This is a genomic window from Larkinella sp. (genome assembly GCF_965227735.1).
GTDB lineage: Bacteria > Bacteroidota > Bacteroidia > Cytophagales > Spirosomataceae > Larkinella.
Window position 1 is genome coordinate 973,613 of record NZ_OZ245776.1, and the last position, 15,930, is coordinate 989,542.

The window sequence follows — 15,930 nt, forward strand, 5'->3', positions numbered from 1 at the left end:
CCGTTTATCGCTTCCGGTTTTGAGTCGATCTTCCGTTCCTATGCGTTCCCTCCCGATCATTTTTACCCTCTTTTTCACCTTCACTGCTGGTATTCTGCTCGCTCAGCCGAACGAAAAAACCGCCTTGTGGCACAGCTTTGAGAAAGTAGAATTCAAGCTCAACGACGTCCCGGCCCGGTACATCAAACCCCGAAAACCACTGCCCGGCAATCCGTGGGTCTGGCGCGCCCACTTCCCCGACTGGCACATCGAGATGGACAGCGTGTTGCTCGAACGCGGTTTTCACATTGCCTATATCAACACCAACGACTTGTACGGCAGCCCCAAAGCGATGATGATCTGGGATGCTTTTTACCAGCACCTCGTTTCGGAAAAAGGTTTTGCGCCGAAGGTGGCGCTGGAAGGCGTCAGCCGGGGCGGTTTGTATGTCTACGGCTGGGCCAAACGGAATCCTGCCAAAGTGAGCTGTATCTACGCCGAAGCCCCCGTTTGTGATTTCAAAAGCTGGCCCGGCGGAAAAGGGAAAAGCAAAGGTGACGCCAAATCGTGGCAGCAACTGCTCGACGTCTACGGGTTTTCGGAACCACAGGCGCTGGCGTTCGACGACAATCCGAAGGATCATCTGGAAGGAATGGCAGCTTACAAAATCCCGATTTTGCACGTCATCAGCCTGAACGACAAGCTGGTTCCGTCCGACGAAAACACGTTTCCGCTCGTCGAACGGTATCAGAAACTCGGCGGTCCGACCACGGTTTATGCCATGTCGCGGGGGGCGCAAACACTCGAAGGCCATCACTTCCCAATTGAACATCCCGAATGGTGGGCCGATTTCATCACCCGGCATTCCGTTCCCGTTCAAAAACCGCTTTCCTCGTCGGCGTATGTCAACATCCGGGCCGGTTTGCCGAATGCGTATCGGGTAATCACGGCGCAGAAAAAGGCCACAGTGGCGTTTCTGGGCGGTTCCATCACCCACAATCCCGGTTGGCGCGACAAGGTGAGCCGGTATTTGCAGGAGAAATTTCCGCAAACGGCCTTCACCTTCATCAAAGCCGGGATTCCGTCGCTCGGGAGTTTGCCGCATTCATTCCGCATCGAGCAGGATGTGCTGAGCCAGGGCAAGGTCGATTTGTTGTTCGTGGAAGCCGCCGTCAACGACCGCACGAACGAAACCGATAGCCTGACGCAACTTCGCGCACTGGAAGGCATCGTCCGGCACGCCCGAAAAAGCAATCCGGCCGTTGATGTGGTGCTGATGGAATTTGCCGACCCCGACAAATCCGGTGATTTCCGACAGGGCAAAAAACCGGTGGAACTCGCCAACCATGAGCGGGTAGCTGCCCACTACCAACTGCCTTCCATCGACTTAGCGCGGGAAGTGTACGACCGAATCGCAGCGAACGAGTTTTCGTGGGAATACGATTTCAAGGATCTGCACCCGTCGCCGTTCGGGCAGGAAGTGTATTTTCAAACCATGAAAAGTCTCCTGAATACGGCTTTCCAAACCGCTTCATCAACTCCGGCCAAACCATCATCCGTGGTGCCTCCGCTGGTACGCGGCAGTTTTGACAACGGCCATTATGTCCCGATCAACGAAGCGTCGCTGGGAACCGGCTGGAAGCTGGTCGAAAACTGGGAACCGGCGGATGGCGTTTCGACCCGCCCCGGTTTTGTCGACCGGCCCATGCTGGAAGCCACCACGCCGGGAGCCGCTCTTTCGCTCAATTTTACGGGTACCGCCCTTGGCATCGCCCTCATTTCGGGGCCGGATGCGGGGGAGGTCGAATACCGCATCGACAAAGGCCCTTACCAGAAAATGGATCTCCAGACCCAGTGGAGCCAGCAATTGCACCTGCCGTGGTACAAACTTTTCGCCAGCAACCTGCCCAATAAAAAGCACGTTTTGCAACTCCGAATGGCGGACACCCAAAACCCCAAAAGCAAAGGAACCGCCTGCCGGATTGTGTATTTTCTGGTGAATTAATCCCTTAAAAAAAACCGGTCAGGTCTTGAAGACCTGACCGGTTTCTCTACCACGACGCCGGCAGAAAGGTGCTGACGTTGCTGTCACTTTCCTGAAACCGCACCACCATATTCGGCTTGCCATTGCTGCCGGTTTTCAGTTCGTAATAGTACGTCTGCGTTTTCAGCTCCGAACGATTCATTTTCCGGTTCACGTTTTGCTTCGGAAAGCAGGAATAAAAGCCCCGGTAATGGCCCTCCGCGGGGGTTGTCGTAAACGATCCGTCGGTTTCGCTGAAATCCACGCTTCCTTTTTCGAAGGTAAACGCTTCAGTTTTGCAGCCCGAATAATCGCGGGTGGTGGCCACGAAATACTTCTCGTAGGTGCCATCGGATTTGAAGTCAAACACGACCGCCAGTTCAAAGGGTTTGCCCTGGTAGGAGCCGTCGTAGGCCCAGAAGTCACCCATGGCAAACGAGCCATACATCCATTTCCCGGCGGCTTTGGTCGGTACGTGCCCCCCCGGCAGAACGGCATCCGTGTCTTTTTTGCAACTGCTCAGCAGGATCACCGCCAGCAGCGTCATCACTAGTGTTTTCATTTGTTCCGTTTGATTTGTGTTTACTGGTATCGGCACCAAAATTGGCACGTCGTCGGGCTTCGGCCAGTGGTCAGGCGGTTGAAACGGAAAAAGCCGCCCCTGAAGCGACCGAAGGGAGCGGATTTTGAAAAGCTGCCGATAGTAAATCCGGAGCGGTTTTGGCTTTCTAGTTGGAAATCAAGCTCAATTTGCCAGACCCTCATGGAAAAAGAACCTTTTAGTGCCTTGTCCCGTCGAAAATTCATAGGACAGGCGTCCGCAGCCCTGTCGGCCTTCATGATCGTCCCCCGGTTTGTGCTGGGCGGTCGGCGGGCCGACGGAACCGGCTACCGGGCTCCGAGCGACATCATTACGCTGGGTTTTATCGGAACCGGCAAGCAGAGCCGCGGGCTTTCCCGGAATTTTCTGGCCACCGGCGAAACCCGGATTCTGGCCTCGGCTGAGGTATACAAAGCCAAACGCGATCTGTTTATCGAACAGGCCAAAGCCTATTACACCAGCGAAGACGGAAAGGCCAAAGTGAACGGCGCGTATTCGGAAATTCAGGCGTATAACGACTTCCGGCAACTCCTCGACCGCAAGGACATCGACGCCGTGGTCATTGCCTCGCCCGACCACTGGCACGCCGTCATGGCCGTGAAAGCCGCCGAAGCCGGGAAGGATATTTACTGCGAAAAACCGCTCGCGCTGACGATCAGGGAAGGCCGGGCAATGGTGAACGCCACCCGCAAACACAAGCGGGTGTTTCAGACGGGCAGCATGCAACGGTCGTGGCCGGAGTTCCGGCAAACCGCCGAACTGATTCGCAACGGCTACATCGGCGACATCAAAGGCATCAAGGTGAATGTGGGACCTCCGCCGAAACGGTATGATTTACCGGCTGAACCCATTCCAGAAGGACTGGACTGGGCCATGTGGCTGGGCCCCAACGAACCGGTTCCGTTCAATTCCGAACTAGCCCCGCCCCTGTCGAAAGATGTGTTCCCCAACTGGCGGAATTACAAGGAGTTTGGTGGCGGCATGGTGACCGACTGGGGTGCGCACATGTTCGACATCGTGCAGTGGTCGCTCGACATGGACAACAGCGGCCCCGTGGAGGTGATTCCGCCCGATGGCAAGGAACACAAATTCCTGACGTATCGCTACGACAACGGCATCACGATGACCCACGAACCCTGGGAATGGAACAACGCCATTCAGTTTGTTGGCTCGGAAGGTACGTTAAACATTCAACGAAAGAAACTGGAAACCACCCCGGCTACGCTCAAAGACAAGGTGATTGGCCCGGACGAGAAACACGTCTACCACAGCGACAACCACTACAAGGACTTCCTGAACGCCATGCGGAAACGCAGCGAACCGATTTGTGACGTCGAAATCGGCCATCGCACGGCGTCGGTTTGCACCATCGGCAACATTGCCTACCAGCTCAAACGCCCGCTGAAATGGGACCCGAAAAAGGAAAATTTCAAGAAGGACAAAGAAGCCAACGGCCTGTTGGAAAGGTCGTTGAAAAGCGAATGGGCCATCAAAGTGTAATCGAATACCCGGCCTAAAACCGTTGAAACGGTTTCCAAAATGGACGACTCTTGTTCCTAGCCCACGGTTTAAACCGTGGGCTAATCATACCGTATCAACCATTTACCCCAAACGGTTTTAACCGTTTTGATTTGCTCAACCGAATTTAATATTCCGATAAAAATGCCAATCTCTATCAAAACAAGCACCATCGGCGCCACGCTCCTCGTCATGGCGTCGGTAGCCGGAAGTTTTTACGGCTGCAAGACGCCCCAGAAAGCGTCGACGCAGACTCCGTCTTCTGCCCCTGAAACCGTGGCGACGGTTCCGGCACCCAAGCCAAAAGTGCCGCGCATTCTGGTTTTTTCGCGCACCAAAGGCTATTACCACGAGTCGATTCCGACCGGGATTGCCGCCATTCAGAAGCTGGGCCAGGAGAACGGTTTTCGGGTCGATACCACCAAAAATGCCGACTATTTTGTGGAAGACAGCCTGAAACACTACACTGCCGTCGTGTTTCTGAGCACCACCGGCAATGTGTTGAACCCCGATCAGCAGGTGGCGTTTGAACGCTACATCCAGGCCGGGGGCAATTTCATGGGCATTCACGCGTCGGCGGATACCGAATACAACTGGCCGTGGTATAACAAACTCGCCGGGGCGTATTTCCTGCACCACCCCAAACAGCAGAAAGTCGCCATCGACGTGATCGACAAAAACCACCCGTCAACGAGTTTTCTGCCCGACCGCTGGGAGCGTTTCGATGAATTGTACAGCTACCGGAACATCAACCCCGACATCAAGGTGCTGGCGAAACTGGACGAAACGACGTACGAAGGTGGCCGCAACGGTGACAATCACCCGTTTGTCTGGTACCACGAGTTCGACGGCGGCCGCGCGTTTTACACCGGCGGTGGGCATACGAACGAAAGCTACAGCGAACCGCTGTTCCAGCAACATTTGCTCGGCGGGTTGAAATACGTGATCGGCGACAACAAGGACCTCGACTACTCGAAGTCGTACGCGGTGAAGACGCCGGACGAAACCCGGTTTGTGAAAACCGTGCTATCCAACGACCTCAACGAACCGATGGAACTGGCCGTGGCACCGGATGGCCGGGTGTTTATGGCCGAACGCAAGGGCAAGTTTTACATGTATGACCCCAAAACCAAAAGCACGAAACTGGTCTATGATTTTCCAGTAAAAGCCGTCGAGAAGTATTTGAACGGCCTGTTGGGCATGACCATCGACCCGAATTTCGCTAAAAACCACTACCTCTATTTCTTCTACACGATTCAGGAGGGCGAAGACACGCGTCAGCGGATCGGGCGGTTTGTGATGAACGACGACGGCACGCTGGATCTCAAATCGGAGAAATCGATCATCGAGTTTCACATCGATCTGGAAGTGAGCGCCCACACCGGCGGTTCGATGGCCTGGGACAAACACGGCAATCTGTTCATTTCGACGGGTGACAATACCGTGCCGTTCGAGTCGAGCGGTTTTTCACCCACCGACTGGCAGGCGGGTCGGCTGACGTTCGATGCGGCCCGTTCGGCGGGAAATACCAATGATTTGCGCGGTAAAATTCTGCGGATTCACGTTGAACCCGACGGTTCTTATACGATTCCCGAGGGCAACCTGTTCCCGAAAGGCATGGCGCAAACCCGGCCCGAAATCTACGTCATGGGTTGCCGGAATCCGTACCGCATTTCGGTCGATCCCGAAACCTCGATTGTCTACTGGGGTGAAATTGGCCCGGATTCCGGCACCGATGGGCCGCAGGGACCGCGCGGCTACGACGAGTTTAACCAGGCGAAAAAAGCCGGGAATTACGGCTGGCCGTTTTTTGTCGGCGACAGCAAACCGTACAAAGCCTACGATTTTGCGACCAAGGCCGTGGGTGCCGAGTTCGATCCAAACGCGCCGGTCAACAATTCGCCCAACAACACCGGGTTGAAAAACCTGCCGCCGACCACGAAAGCGATGGTCTGGTATCCCTACAACAAATCAACTGAATTTCCGGAATTGGGAACGGGCGGACGATGCGCAATGGGTGGCCCGGTGTATCACTTCGATCCTAGTCTGCAATCCGATGTGAAACTGCCGCAATATTACGACAAGGCGCTGTTTATGTACGACTGGATGCGGAACTGGGTGTATGCCGTTCGGATGGACGATAACCAGAACTACAAACGACTGGAAGCGTTCATGCCGGTGCGGGGCGATTTCCGCCGTCCGGTCGATCTGGAAATTGGCCCGAAAGGTGAGATGTATATGCTGGAATACGGTTCTGTCTATGGCATCGACAACGACGATGCGCGGCTGGTCAAGATCGAGTTCAACCCCGGAAACCGCACGCCCGTTGCGAAGGTGACCGCTCGGGACACGATTGGGCTGGCTCCGTTTAAAGTGGCCTTCAACAGCCGCCAGAGCTACGATTTCGACGAGGACGATAAACTGAGCTACGAATGGCGTTTTGAAGGCAATCAGGTGGCTTCGACCGAAGCGAATCCGACGTTTACGTTCCAGAAAAACGGCATTTACCCGGTGACGCTGAAAGTGACCGACCCGACCGGAGCCAGTTCGCTGGATACGCTGGAGATCAAAGTCGGAAACACACTGCCGCAGGTGGCCATTGCGACCACCGACAACAGCACGTTCTTTTTCGCCGACCAGACGCCGTTCAAATACGCGGTCAACGTGAAGGATAACGAGGATAAAGTGATCGATAAAAAGAAGGTGAAAGTCGCGCTGAACTACATCCCGAAAGTCGCCGGAAACGACCAGTTGGTGGGTCACCAGCAGATTACGAGCACCTTCAATCTGGGAAAAAACCTGATGCAGGCCAGCGATTGCAAGGCGTGTCACCAGATCAACGGCAAGTCGGTTGGCCCGGCGTTTGTCGAAGTCTCGAAAAAATACCGGGGTGACAAGGGCGCGGCCACGCGGCTGGCCAACAAGGTGATCACCGGTGGTGGTGGTGTCTGGGGCGAACACGCGATGAACGCCCACCCGCAGTTGTCGAAGGAGGATGCTACGGAAATCGTGAAATACGTGCTGGCGTTGGGGAACGAACAACCGGACGTAACGCTGCCGCAGCAGGGCACGACGGTTTTGAAAGAGCACGTCGGCAAGGACCAGACGGGGCGTTACATTCTGTCGGCGTCGTATACCGACAAAGGCGGAGCCATCACGCCCCTGACCAGCAGCGAGAGCCTGATTCTGCGCCCCTCCAAAGTGCAGGCCGGTGATGCCGACGAGGTGTATAACATGAACCGCCAGCGCGGACGGCTGGGCGCCAACAAAAACAAAGCGTATTTCGTGCTGAAAGGCGTGGACCTGAAAGGCATCCAGAAGCTGACGTACCAGGTGGCCTCGAAAGACCACGACGGCACGATTGAAGTCCACACCGGCTCGGCAAAAGGCCCGGTCATCAGCACGGTGGCGTATACGGCCACGGGTGCCTGGAACAAAACCGCCGAGCTCAGCGCCCCGATTCAGGACCCCGGCAGCAAACAGGATTTGTATTTCGTGTTTGTAAACGCGGACCCGAAAGCCGAGAATATTGGCGGGGTGAGTTGGGTTGAGTTTGGGAAGTAAGATTAGTTTTAAATGAGGGAGCCACCGTGGTTTTTAGGAACTGCGGTGGCTTTTGTTTGCTATTGGCTGTTATTTTCAATCTAATCTAAAGTAGGACTTTCGTTTTCGCCCCTAAATCCCCTAAAGGGGACTTTCTGATCCTGATTAAGCTGCGTCCAAGTCCCCTTTAGGGGATTTAGGGGCGAAAACGAGCAGAATTATCAGACAAAAGTTCTATCAAGGCGAGAAATGGAATGACGTCCACACCAATTTGCTCAAAAAAGCACTACAGTTATGAGAAAATACTTGCTTACTCTCGCTTGGCTTTGTTACTCCATTACGGGCTTTAGTCAGGATGGATTTATCGAAGGAAAGCCTAGGCTAGCCTATTGGCTGCTTGGTAGTAAACCCCAGGTTGTGATTGTCCTGCATGGAGGAGCAGCTGCCCAACACTGGTACCTCCGACCGGAATTTGACGCGTTGCAGGAGTCAGCGCGAATCATCTACTATGATCAACGCGGGTGCGGTGAAAGTGAAAGGGATAGCTCATATCTTTGGCAGGACCATGTAACCGATTTACATCGGCTCATCAAAACACTGTCACCCTTGCAGAAAGTGGTTCTAGCCGGTTCTTCTTGGGGTAGTCTGTTAGCGATGTTGTACGCTTATTCCCATCCGGAAGATGTCAAAGGCTTAATTTTGACGGGCACGGTGGAATGGAAAGGAAGAGAAGAATCTTTTTTAAGAAATGGAACTGGGTATGGCCAACTTTCCAAACTTACTATGCAAGAAAAAAGACTGGTCTTTAACTATGATACAAATAGATTAATAAAAGTAGATACGATTACAGTTAGCAAGCAATTTGAAATACAGTTTGGTAGCCCTCAGCATGAAACTCTATTAAGCATGCAGTCTGCCCCAAAACCGGAACGCTTAAGGAAGTTACGGATGCCTATTCTGATCTTTTCCGGGACATCAAATTATAATCGCAAAACCGGTGAGCGTAGTGACTGGCTGGATCAATATGTTAATCTATTTCCACATGCACAATTTCATACCCTCAATATGGCAGGACACGACCCGTGGCTCAGTGATCCTAATCAATTCTTTACCATTAGCAATCAGTTTATCCGTACTATAAGTCAATCCAATATCAATAGCAAGTAAAATAGTGCCCCCGTTATTGCTCGCGTGTCGCGATGTGATTGCTATTCAAAGGGTCCCTGCCCTCGGAATCATTTAAAATTCACAAAAAAACCGGCTTTGGGTCAGGTGTATTGTTAATCTCTCTCACTTAAGACATACAAATGACGAACTTTCATAAACAAAACGTCAAAACCAAAATAACCGGAACAATTCCCGGTCATAAAGATTAACAAACCAACAAATTCCGTAATTACCAGTTCGCCGGAATGGTGGTCAACTCATTCAAATCATCAACAGTGATACGACCTTTGATACGGCTTCGTTCTAGCAACGCTTCAAATTCCTCGTCGCTGGTTTGCCGCTCTGGAACGTAGTTTTCAAGATGCTCAACCTCTTCTGGGCTCAGCGTCGGTTTCAGAACGTATTGTCCATGCGGTTTTGATGAGCGAGTTGATATTTTACCGGCTTCTTTCATTTGTATAACCAAGTTAAAGTAAATTTTGAATATTCCGAAAACCGTTAGAATAGTGCTTCATCTCACCTAAACTTACAACAAACCTGAGACAAGAATATGAAAACGAAAAATAATACCCTCACCACGCTCGAACAGTTCAAGAGCAAGCACTACGGCGAACGGGGCAGTGCGAAGCGGGAAGAACTGGAAGCGGGCTACGAAAACTTCAAAATCGGTGCGTTACTGCACGAAGCCCGTCTTGAAAAAGGATTGACACAGGAGCAACTTGCCGAAAAAGTGGGAACGACCAAGTCCTACATTTCCAAAATTGAGAACAACATTAAGGAAGTCCGCCTTTCGACACTTCAAAAAATCGTTGAACGTGGTTTAGATGGGCATTTGGAGCTTTCGATCAAACTTTAGAATTTCACCATGGATGGTGGCACACCCGGAGCCTATTCACATCTTTGGGGCATGATTCTCGGTCGCGTAGCGACTAAATGTTTGTAGCATCACAGCCCAATGGACATTCTTTTTGGTCGCGTAGCGATCGAACATGCCTTTTATTCGATCGCTACGCGACCGCAACGAGGTAAATTCGACTACTTTTCCTACAAACATTCGGTCGCTATGCGACCGCTCCACCTGAAAAGATGTGCCACAGACTTAGGAACGAGCTATAAAAACGAAAATTGATCTCAACGATGAGTTGGAAGAAATCAAGCGGGGCTAGCAACAAACGCTGGGTTTTCTGAAATCGCACAGCCAGGAAATGGATCTGGACGAATGGCTGTCGGTGCGGGATTACGCCAAAAAATACGGTGTTTCGATTCAGGTGGTGGTCAACTGGATCAACCGGGGCATTATTCCGGCTGACTGCGTGGAAGACCTGCCGATGTTCAACCACATTCGCATGGTTCGGGACAAGGTGTATAAATGAGACGCTGCAGGGCTTTCGATCAAACGCCAGAACCGTTTCTGCCTTCTCCAACCAGGGCATAAAGAAGACAGAAACGACTGGGCTTCAAATTCTGCCATTACTCTTCCACGAGTTCTTCTTTTTTAAGACAGGCAAAGACTTCGCGATAGAACTCAGGGTGTGATTGCCAGGTCTGTGCGGTGACCATATTTCCGTCGCGGACGGCCTGTTGGGTCAAATAGGTGCCACCACCCATCTCAATTTCGGTCCGCACATGTTCATACGCGGTTAGCTTCCGGTTGTTCGCCAGACCGGCGGTGACCAGAATCTGGATGCCGTGGCAGATGGCGAAAACCCATTTGCCCTGCCGGTCAAACGCCCGGACGACCTCCAGCAGCCCGGCGTGGTTGCGCAGGTATTCGGGGGCGCGGCCGCCCAGGAGCAGAATGGCGTCATAGTCGTCGACGACCACCTCGTCGATCGTCAGATCGGAAACCAGACAATAGCCGGGCCGCTCGATGTAGGTATCCCAACCGGGTTCAAAATCGTGCATCACCAGGTTCAGCCGACGTTTGCTGGGCGCGGCAATCACCGCAATGTCGCCTTCTTCCTGAAAACGGTGAACGGCATAGAGGGTTTCGTAACTTTCGCCACCATCACCGGTGACAATCAGGATTTTGCGATTCATGGTGTAACGAATTTAGAACAGGGGGTGTTGATAGAGTCCTTTTACCCCACTAAACCACCAAAAGCCAACAATCCGGCCTTCCTACCTATCAATTAACATTCTGATCACCTTCCTGATCATCCGCTCCTGCTATACGCGGGCGATAATGGAAGTCTATCTCTTAACCCGTCAATAAACCGTTCTTTTGGGTCGCGTAGCGATCCGACAAAAGGCAATGTCCGATCGCTACGCGACCCAAAAGAACGGAATCCGGCTATTAGGCTACAAACATTACGTCGCTACGCGACCAACAATACGGGCAGAGCGATCGGTATGTCAGCCCCAAAACCACCAATCCGTCCATTGCAACCCAAAAACCGCAAACAGTAACCAGCTCCACGGTGTTGTATGGGTTCACCTCACGCTTGCCAATAGACGCCATGAAATATGCGGTTTCCTACAACATCGAACAATCCACTTTTGAACTTCGGGTCGACAACCACACCCCCATCGTCTTCACCAATCACTTTCAGGTGATCGAGTACCTGGAACAAGCCGGGCTGTCGGAACCCGACGGGGATTACGTATACGATCCCGTTGAAAAGGGGTTTACTTTTTCGGAAGCCTACGCGCTCGATTAACTACCGGTTATGAATAAAGAAAGAACCAGTCATCTATATTTACGAATCAATGCCTTGGCACAACCAACATCTGTATGCCGGTCAAACGACTTCTGCTTGTAGTTTCGGTTCTGGTTCTATCGAAAACAAACGTTTTCGGCCAGCCGCTGGCCGACACCTCGGCCATTCTGACGCAACTCAACCAGGCCGAGACCATTGAAATGCAACAGCCCGAAAAGGCCCTGCGCGACTACCGGGAAGCCCTGACGGTTTCTCAGAAAACCGGCTACACGAAGGGGTATTTCGAAAGCGTGCGGCTCATCACCTACCTGCTGGATGTGCTGGGTCGGCACGGCGAATCGGAAAAACTGGCAACTGAAGCCCTGCAAAAGGCCCTGCGGGAACCGTCCGAACAATACCGGAGTCAATGCCATTTTGCGCTGGCACAGTCGGCCAAGTGGCAGGGCAACAACAAGGAAGCCATTCGTCACTTCAAGCTGGCGGCACCCTACATGCTGGCCCACCAGAACCGGAAAAAAGCTGCGGTTTTGTCCCAGAATCTGGGCCTGATCTACGAAGCCGAAAAGCTGTATCCGCAGGCCCTGGCCTACTACAACCGGGCTATTCGGTATGACCAGATTGCGAAAAGCACCAACCAGGAACTGGCGGTTGACTACCACAGCGTGGCCTCTGTGTACGTCAAACAAAACCGGTTGAAAGAAGCGCTGGTGTATTACCGGAAAACAAAAGCCCTTCTCGACACGACGAAAGACCTTTCGCTGCTGATCAATTTATACAGCAACATCGCGAATCTGCACAACGAAGAAGCCCGGTACGACTCGGCCTTGTTTTACTACCAGAAAGCGTTGCGGCTGAATCGCCGGTCCAACAATCCTCTCCAGGAGTTGCATTTGCTGGCCGGTCAGGCGGCTACCTACAATGGACTGAACCAGTTCGCCCGCGCCAAACCGCTGCTGGACCGGGCGCACGACATGGCGAAAACCAATCGCGTGGGCCTGTCGGAATTCCGGAACATTTACCGGGAATATGCCAATGCCAGCCACGGTTTGGGCGATTACAAAACCGCCTTTTCCTGGTATCAGCAGTATGCAAAAGCCAACGATTCGCTGTCGACGCGGGAGGCCAAAGAACTGCTGGGCGAATATGAAGTGAAACTCCGGCAGGCCGAAGCGGGGCAGCAACTGGCCGAAAAACAACGCCGGATCGAGCAGTTGGAGCAGGCGCAGCAACGTCAGAAGCTGTGGTTGCTGGTGGCGGGGCTGGTGGGGCTAAGCGTGGTGAGCGGTCTGGTGTTCGCCTACTTCTACATGCGCCAGCGTCGGCGCACGGCCGACAACGCCCTGCTGGCGGCCGAGCGCGCCCACGAACTCGCCGTGGTGCAGTCCGAATTGCAGGGCCAGCAGAAAGAACGGTTGCGGATTTCGAAGGAAATGCATGATGACCTCGGCGCATCGCTGACGACGATCGGTTTGTTGAGTGAGGTGGTCAAAACGCGGATGAATGCCGCAACGCTGCCTGAAATTGCAAAGATTTCGGCGATTTCGGCCGACATGGTGACGGCCATGAACGAAATCATCTGGTCGCTGAACACCAAAAACGACAGCCTCAACGGACTGATTGCCTACACCCGGGCCTTCGCCAGCGAGTTCATCGAGGATACCGCCTTGCTCCTGCGGACGCAGGTGAGCGAATCGCCCCGGGAAATTGCCATGCGGGGTGCCGACCGGCGGAATGTGTTTCTAACCGTAAAAGAAGCCCTTCATAATGTGGTCAAACACGCACAGGCCATGCAGGTGTGGCTCACGATCCGGCCCGAAACCAACCGACTGGTGATTGAAGTCGCCGACGATGGACGCGGTTTTGCACCGCATGAACGAAGCCGGTTCCGGAACGGACTGGGCAATATGAAAAACCGCATGGGTGAATCGGGTGGCACCTGTGACATTTCTTCGTCGCCGACGGGTACCCGCGTGACCATTTTGTATCCATACCCGACTGCACCGACGGCCAAAAATACTGCATTTGCAGTATGGCAGAAAACCCAAAAAAGTGCCAATATTGCCGGATGAACACCACCATTACCGTCGCCATTGTAGAAGACAAGGAACTGATCCGGCAGTCGCTGGCCATTCTGGTCGATGGCGCCGACGGTTTCGCCTGTCAGGCTACGTTCGAAAACGCCGAAGCGGCCCTGGATCAGTTGCCGGGCAGTGTGTCGATGTGGTATTGATGGACATCGACCTGCCGGGCATGAACGGCATCGACTGTGTGCGGCATCTGAAACAGCTTTGCCCTGCCACCCAGTTCATGATGTGTACGATGTATGACGAAGACGAGACGGTTTTTGAAGCGCTCAAGGCGGGGGCAAACGCCTACATCCTCAAGCGAAGCCCGCCCCACAAACTCCTGGAAGCCATTACCGAACTGCACGAAGGCGGGTCGCCCATGAGCAGCACCATTGCCCGCAAAATTGCCAGTTCGTTTCACATCAGCCCAACAGCCCCCAACGAACTGGACGTTCTGACACCCCGCGAGCGGGAAATTCTGGATCGGCTGTCGAAAGGTCACAGCCACAAGGAGGTGGCCGCCGAGCTGTTTGTCAGTCCCACCACCGTCCGGAAACACATCTTCAATATCTACGAAAAACTCCAGGTCCACTCCAAAGTCGAAGCGGTCAACAAGTACCTGGGACGGAAATAAAGCGTAAAAAATCATACAAATGCGGTATTGTCGGCCCCGGTTAGAGCCGATAGTTTTGCCCCGGTGATTGACGGTAATCACCCCAAAACAACGCACGATTATGAAAACGCTCCTTCTGTTCCTCCTGGTAATGCTGACTTTTACGGCCTGCAAAAAAGACGATGACGAAGTCGCACCAGCCAAACCGGCGGAAGCCGTAGCGGGTACGTATAACCTCACTTCCTTCTATTACGTATCGGGAGACGACCGCATCAATCTGCCGACGCTGCCATATACCCAGAACGGCCAGACCGTATCCGGCACCGCCAGCCTGACGCCCCAAACCACCGACGATCAGGTGACGCTTCGACTGACGCTGAAAATAACGGGAAGCGACGATCAGTCCATCGAGCTAAAAAACCTCACCGTACAGCAAAACGGATCGGGCTATAACCTTACCGCCGGAAACCAGACTATTGCCAGTTCCGACGGCAAAAAAATGAATCTGGCGATTTCCGAAACCGACCCAACCACGAAGGAAACATCTGAACTCAAGTTCACCGCCGAGAAATAACTCCACGTGTTCCACCCATTTAACTAACACCTTGATTATGTGCAAGAAACTCGCTTTTATCTTCAGTGCGGCCTTCCTGATGCTGCTGAGTAGCGGTCGTGTGCAGGCGCAAAAAGCCTTTGAGCAGGGCCGGATTGTCGGCACCGCCGGTTTGCTTCTGGAAAGCAATGCCACGCCGGTTACGGTGGCCATCGAATATGGCGTTACGGATGAAATTGGAGTCGCCGGTAAAGTAGTGTATCAGTCGAACAAGGGCTACAGTGCCTATTCGATTGGCGTGCTGGGCAACTACCATCTGGCGAAAGCCTTTTCGGTCAATGGGAATAAACTCGACCCTTTCCTGGGCGTTCACATCGGTAAACCGTTTGCCTCGCGGGATGGGCGAACGCAATCAGGAACCGTTTTTGCCGGTGCCCAACTCGGCGCCCGGTATCTGGTCAACGAACGGATCGGTCCGTATGCGCAACTCAACCTGGGACTTGTCAATTCGGCCGGATCGAGTTTTGAACTCGGGGCGGCTTTCAAATTCGGGAATTAAACCGGAAGACCATCGCACCTTTTAGTTCTAATTGTAACCCCAACGCAATAGATATGAAAATCTGGATTTGTTTTCTCCTCCTCGTTTCCTCAGTGGCCCTGGCCCAGTCCGGAGAACCGTTCAAAAAGGGAAATACCGTTTACATCGAATCGTTGTCGAAAAACGAAAATAGTCAGGAAACACACAAAGCCTTTGTCGATCAGCTTCAGGAATGGGGCTATTGGAAAGTAACGTTCGACAAATCCTCGGCCGATTTCATCATCAAGTTAAATCTCGAAGCCAGCAAAGGCATCACCGCCACGTCCTGGGGCGGTACGTCGATGGCCTGCAGCGCCCGGTTTTACGACAAATCCGATGCGCTGCGCTGGGAAACCGACACCTACAAAGCCAGTCCCAACGGCACCAACGGGTTTAACGCCAAAAGAGCAGCGGTTCGTAAACTGGTAAATGCCATCGAAAAGAAGTACCGGTAAGTCCACACCACCGCCTTTGCCAGAATCGGTAAATGCCTGCCCAGGTGCTTCCGGTTAGTACATAAAAACCGGCCTGTTCCAGGTCGGTTTTTTCTATGTCAGACCCAACGTTTCCGCTCTGCTCACGTCTGTTCAAACGTGCGAATTATTTGTATTTTCCGTAGTTAAACCGATC

16 protein-coding genes are annotated in these 15,930 nt (G+C 53.1%); 13 read left to right on the forward strand and 3 right to left on the reverse strand.

Annotated features, from left to right (window positions below):
- Nucleotides 1-40: 40 nt before the first annotated feature.
- Nucleotides 41-1,984 carry a GDSL-type esterase/lipase family protein gene (locus tag ACO064_RS03835; RefSeq protein WP_421826085.1) on the forward strand — a complete coding sequence of 648 codons (1,944 nt, stop codon included), beginning with the start codon at nt 41-43 and terminating at the stop codon, nt 1,982-1,984.
- A 46-nt stretch (nt 1,985-2,030) separates the two neighbouring features.
- Here the strand turns inward: ACO064_RS03835 and ACO064_RS03840 are convergent, their stop codons facing one another.
- Entirely contained in the window at nt 2,031-2,564 is a 534-nt protein-coding gene (locus tag ACO064_RS03840) for a hypothetical protein (protein ID WP_421826086.1), read from the reverse strand.
- Between the two features lie 201 nt (nt 2,565-2,765).
- On the opposite strand from ACO064_RS03840, the gene ACO064_RS03845 reads away from it, so the two are divergent.
- The 3 genes from ACO064_RS03845 (at nt 2,766) to ACO064_RS03855 (ending at nt 8,831) form a co-directional block, all read left to right on the forward strand.
- Nucleotides 2,766-4,103 (forward strand): Gfo/Idh/MocA family protein, encoded by a 1,338-nt coding sequence (locus tag ACO064_RS03845; RefSeq protein WP_421826087.1) that lies wholly within the window; start codon nt 2,766-2,768, stop codon nt 4,101-4,103.
- A gap of 162 nt (nt 4,104-4,265) precedes the next feature.
- A complete protein-coding gene (locus tag ACO064_RS03850; RefSeq protein WP_421826088.1) occupies nt 4,266-7,685 on the forward strand; it encodes a ThuA domain-containing protein in 3,420 nt (1,139 codons plus the stop codon).
- A gap of 273 nt (nt 7,686-7,958) precedes the next feature.
- Complete coding sequence (locus ACO064_RS03855) at nt 7,959-8,831, forward strand: alpha/beta fold hydrolase (RefSeq protein WP_421826089.1); 873 nt, start codon at nt 7,959-7,961, stop codon at nt 8,829-8,831.
- Between the two features lie 229 nt (nt 8,832-9,060).
- On the opposite strand, the gene ACO064_RS03860 is transcribed toward ACO064_RS03855, so the two are convergent.
- Nucleotides 9,061-9,285 carry a hypothetical protein gene (locus ACO064_RS03860; RefSeq protein WP_421826090.1) on the reverse strand — a complete coding sequence of 75 codons (225 nt, stop codon included), beginning with the start codon at nt 9,283-9,285 and terminating at the stop codon, nt 9,061-9,063.
- Between the two features lie 96 nt (nt 9,286-9,381).
- Here ACO064_RS03860 and ACO064_RS03865 point away from each other — a divergent pair, with 96 nt between their 5' ends.
- Nucleotides 9,382-9,687, forward strand: coding sequence for a helix-turn-helix domain-containing protein (locus tag ACO064_RS03865; RefSeq protein ID WP_421826091.1), 306 nt, complete (start codon nt 9,382-9,384; stop codon nt 9,685-9,687).
- Between the two features lie 349 nt (nt 9,688-10,036).
- A complete protein-coding gene (locus ACO064_RS03870) occupies nt 10,037-10,204 on the forward strand; it encodes a hypothetical protein (protein ID WP_421826092.1) in 168 nt (55 codons plus the stop codon).
- A 97-nt stretch (nt 10,205-10,301) separates the two neighbouring features.
- Here ACO064_RS03870 and ACO064_RS03875 read toward each other — a convergent pair whose 3' ends face one another.
- Nucleotides 10,302-10,871: a DJ-1/PfpI family protein gene (locus tag ACO064_RS03875; protein WP_421826093.1), complete on the reverse strand. Its 570-nt coding sequence runs from the start codon at nt 10,869-10,871 to the stop codon at nt 10,302-10,304.
- Nucleotides 10,872-11,290: 419 nt separating this feature from the next.
- On the opposite strand from ACO064_RS03875, the gene ACO064_RS03880 reads away from it, so the two are divergent.
- From ACO064_RS03880 to ACO064_RS03910, 7 genes are all read left to right on the forward strand, one after another.
- A complete protein-coding gene (locus tag ACO064_RS03880) occupies nt 11,291-11,491 on the forward strand; it encodes a hypothetical protein (RefSeq protein WP_421826094.1) in 201 nt (66 codons plus the stop codon).
- Between the two features lie 74 nt (nt 11,492-11,565).
- Nucleotides 11,566-13,560 carry a tetratricopeptide repeat protein gene (locus ACO064_RS03885; RefSeq protein WP_421826095.1) on the forward strand — a complete coding sequence of 665 codons (1,995 nt, stop codon included), beginning with the start codon at nt 11,566-11,568 and terminating at the stop codon, nt 13,558-13,560.
- Complete coding sequence (locus ACO064_RS03890; RefSeq protein ID WP_421826096.1) at nt 13,557-13,721, forward strand: hypothetical protein; 165 nt, start codon at nt 13,557-13,559, stop codon at nt 13,719-13,721. Before ACO064_RS03885 ends, ACO064_RS03890 begins: the two co-directional genes overlap by 4 nt.
- Nucleotides 13,721-14,191 (forward strand): LuxR C-terminal-related transcriptional regulator, encoded by a 471-nt coding sequence (locus ACO064_RS03895; protein WP_421826097.1) that lies wholly within the window; start codon nt 13,721-13,723, stop codon nt 14,189-14,191. The genes ACO064_RS03890 and ACO064_RS03895 overlap by 1 nt, the downstream gene beginning before the upstream one ends.
- A 100-nt stretch (nt 14,192-14,291) precedes the next feature.
- A complete protein-coding gene (locus ACO064_RS03900; protein ID WP_421826098.1) occupies nt 14,292-14,744 on the forward strand; it encodes a hypothetical protein in 453 nt (150 codons plus the stop codon).
- Between the two features lie 37 nt (nt 14,745-14,781).
- Complete coding sequence (locus tag ACO064_RS03905) at nt 14,782-15,282, forward strand: hypothetical protein (RefSeq protein ID WP_421826099.1); 501 nt, start codon at nt 14,782-14,784, stop codon at nt 15,280-15,282.
- A gap of 53 nt (nt 15,283-15,335) precedes the next feature.
- Nucleotides 15,336-15,755 carry a hypothetical protein gene (locus tag ACO064_RS03910; RefSeq protein ID WP_421826100.1) on the forward strand — a complete coding sequence of 140 codons (420 nt, stop codon included), beginning with the start codon at nt 15,336-15,338 and terminating at the stop codon, nt 15,753-15,755.
- The last annotated feature ends 175 nt before the right edge of the window (nt 15,756-15,930 follow it).

Coding starts and splice junctions, on each gene's coding strand:
- ACO064_RS03905 (WP_421826099.1), top strand. CDS start 14,782: ATGTGCAAGAAACTCGCTTTTATCTTCAGTGCGGCCTTCCTGATGCTG.
- ACO064_RS03865 (WP_421826091.1), top strand. CDS start 9,382: ATGAAAACGAAAAATAATACCCTCACCACGCTCGAACAGTTCAAGAGC.
- ACO064_RS03845 (WP_421826087.1), top strand. CDS start 2,766: ATGGAAAAAGAACCTTTTAGTGCCTTGTCCCGTCGAAAATTCATAGGA.
- ACO064_RS03850 (WP_421826088.1), top strand. CDS start 4,266: ATGCCAATCTCTATCAAAACAAGCACCATCGGCGCCACGCTCCTCGTC.
- ACO064_RS03860 (WP_421826090.1), bottom strand. CDS start 9,285: ATGAAAGAAGCCGGTAAAATATCAACTCGCTCATCAAAACCGCATGGA.
- ACO064_RS03895 (WP_421826097.1), top strand. CDS start 13,721: ATGGACATCGACCTGCCGGGCATGAACGGCATCGACTGTGTGCGGCAT.
- ACO064_RS03835 (WP_421826085.1), top strand. CDS start 41: ATGCGTTCCCTCCCGATCATTTTTACCCTCTTTTTCACCTTCACTGCT.
- ACO064_RS03880 (WP_421826094.1), top strand. CDS start 11,291: ATGAAATATGCGGTTTCCTACAACATCGAACAATCCACTTTTGAACTT.
- ACO064_RS03855 (WP_421826089.1), top strand. CDS start 7,959: ATGAGAAAATACTTGCTTACTCTCGCTTGGCTTTGTTACTCCATTACG.
- ACO064_RS03910 (WP_421826100.1), top strand. CDS start 15,336: ATGAAAATCTGGATTTGTTTTCTCCTCCTCGTTTCCTCAGTGGCCCTG.
- ACO064_RS03870 (WP_421826092.1), top strand. CDS start 10,037: ATGGATCTGGACGAATGGCTGTCGGTGCGGGATTACGCCAAAAAATAC.
- ACO064_RS03885 (WP_421826095.1), top strand. CDS start 11,566: ATGCCGGTCAAACGACTTCTGCTTGTAGTTTCGGTTCTGGTTCTATCG.
- ACO064_RS03890 (WP_421826096.1), top strand. CDS start 13,557: ATGAACACCACCATTACCGTCGCCATTGTAGAAGACAAGGAACTGATC.
- ACO064_RS03840 (WP_421826086.1), bottom strand. CDS start 2,564: ATGAAAACACTAGTGATGACGCTGCTGGCGGTGATCCTGCTGAGCAGT.
- ACO064_RS03875 (WP_421826093.1), bottom strand. CDS start 10,871: ATGAATCGCAAAATCCTGATTGTCACCGGTGATGGTGGCGAAAGTTAC.
- ACO064_RS03900 (WP_421826098.1), top strand. CDS start 14,292: ATGAAAACGCTCCTTCTGTTCCTCCTGGTAATGCTGACTTTTACGGCC.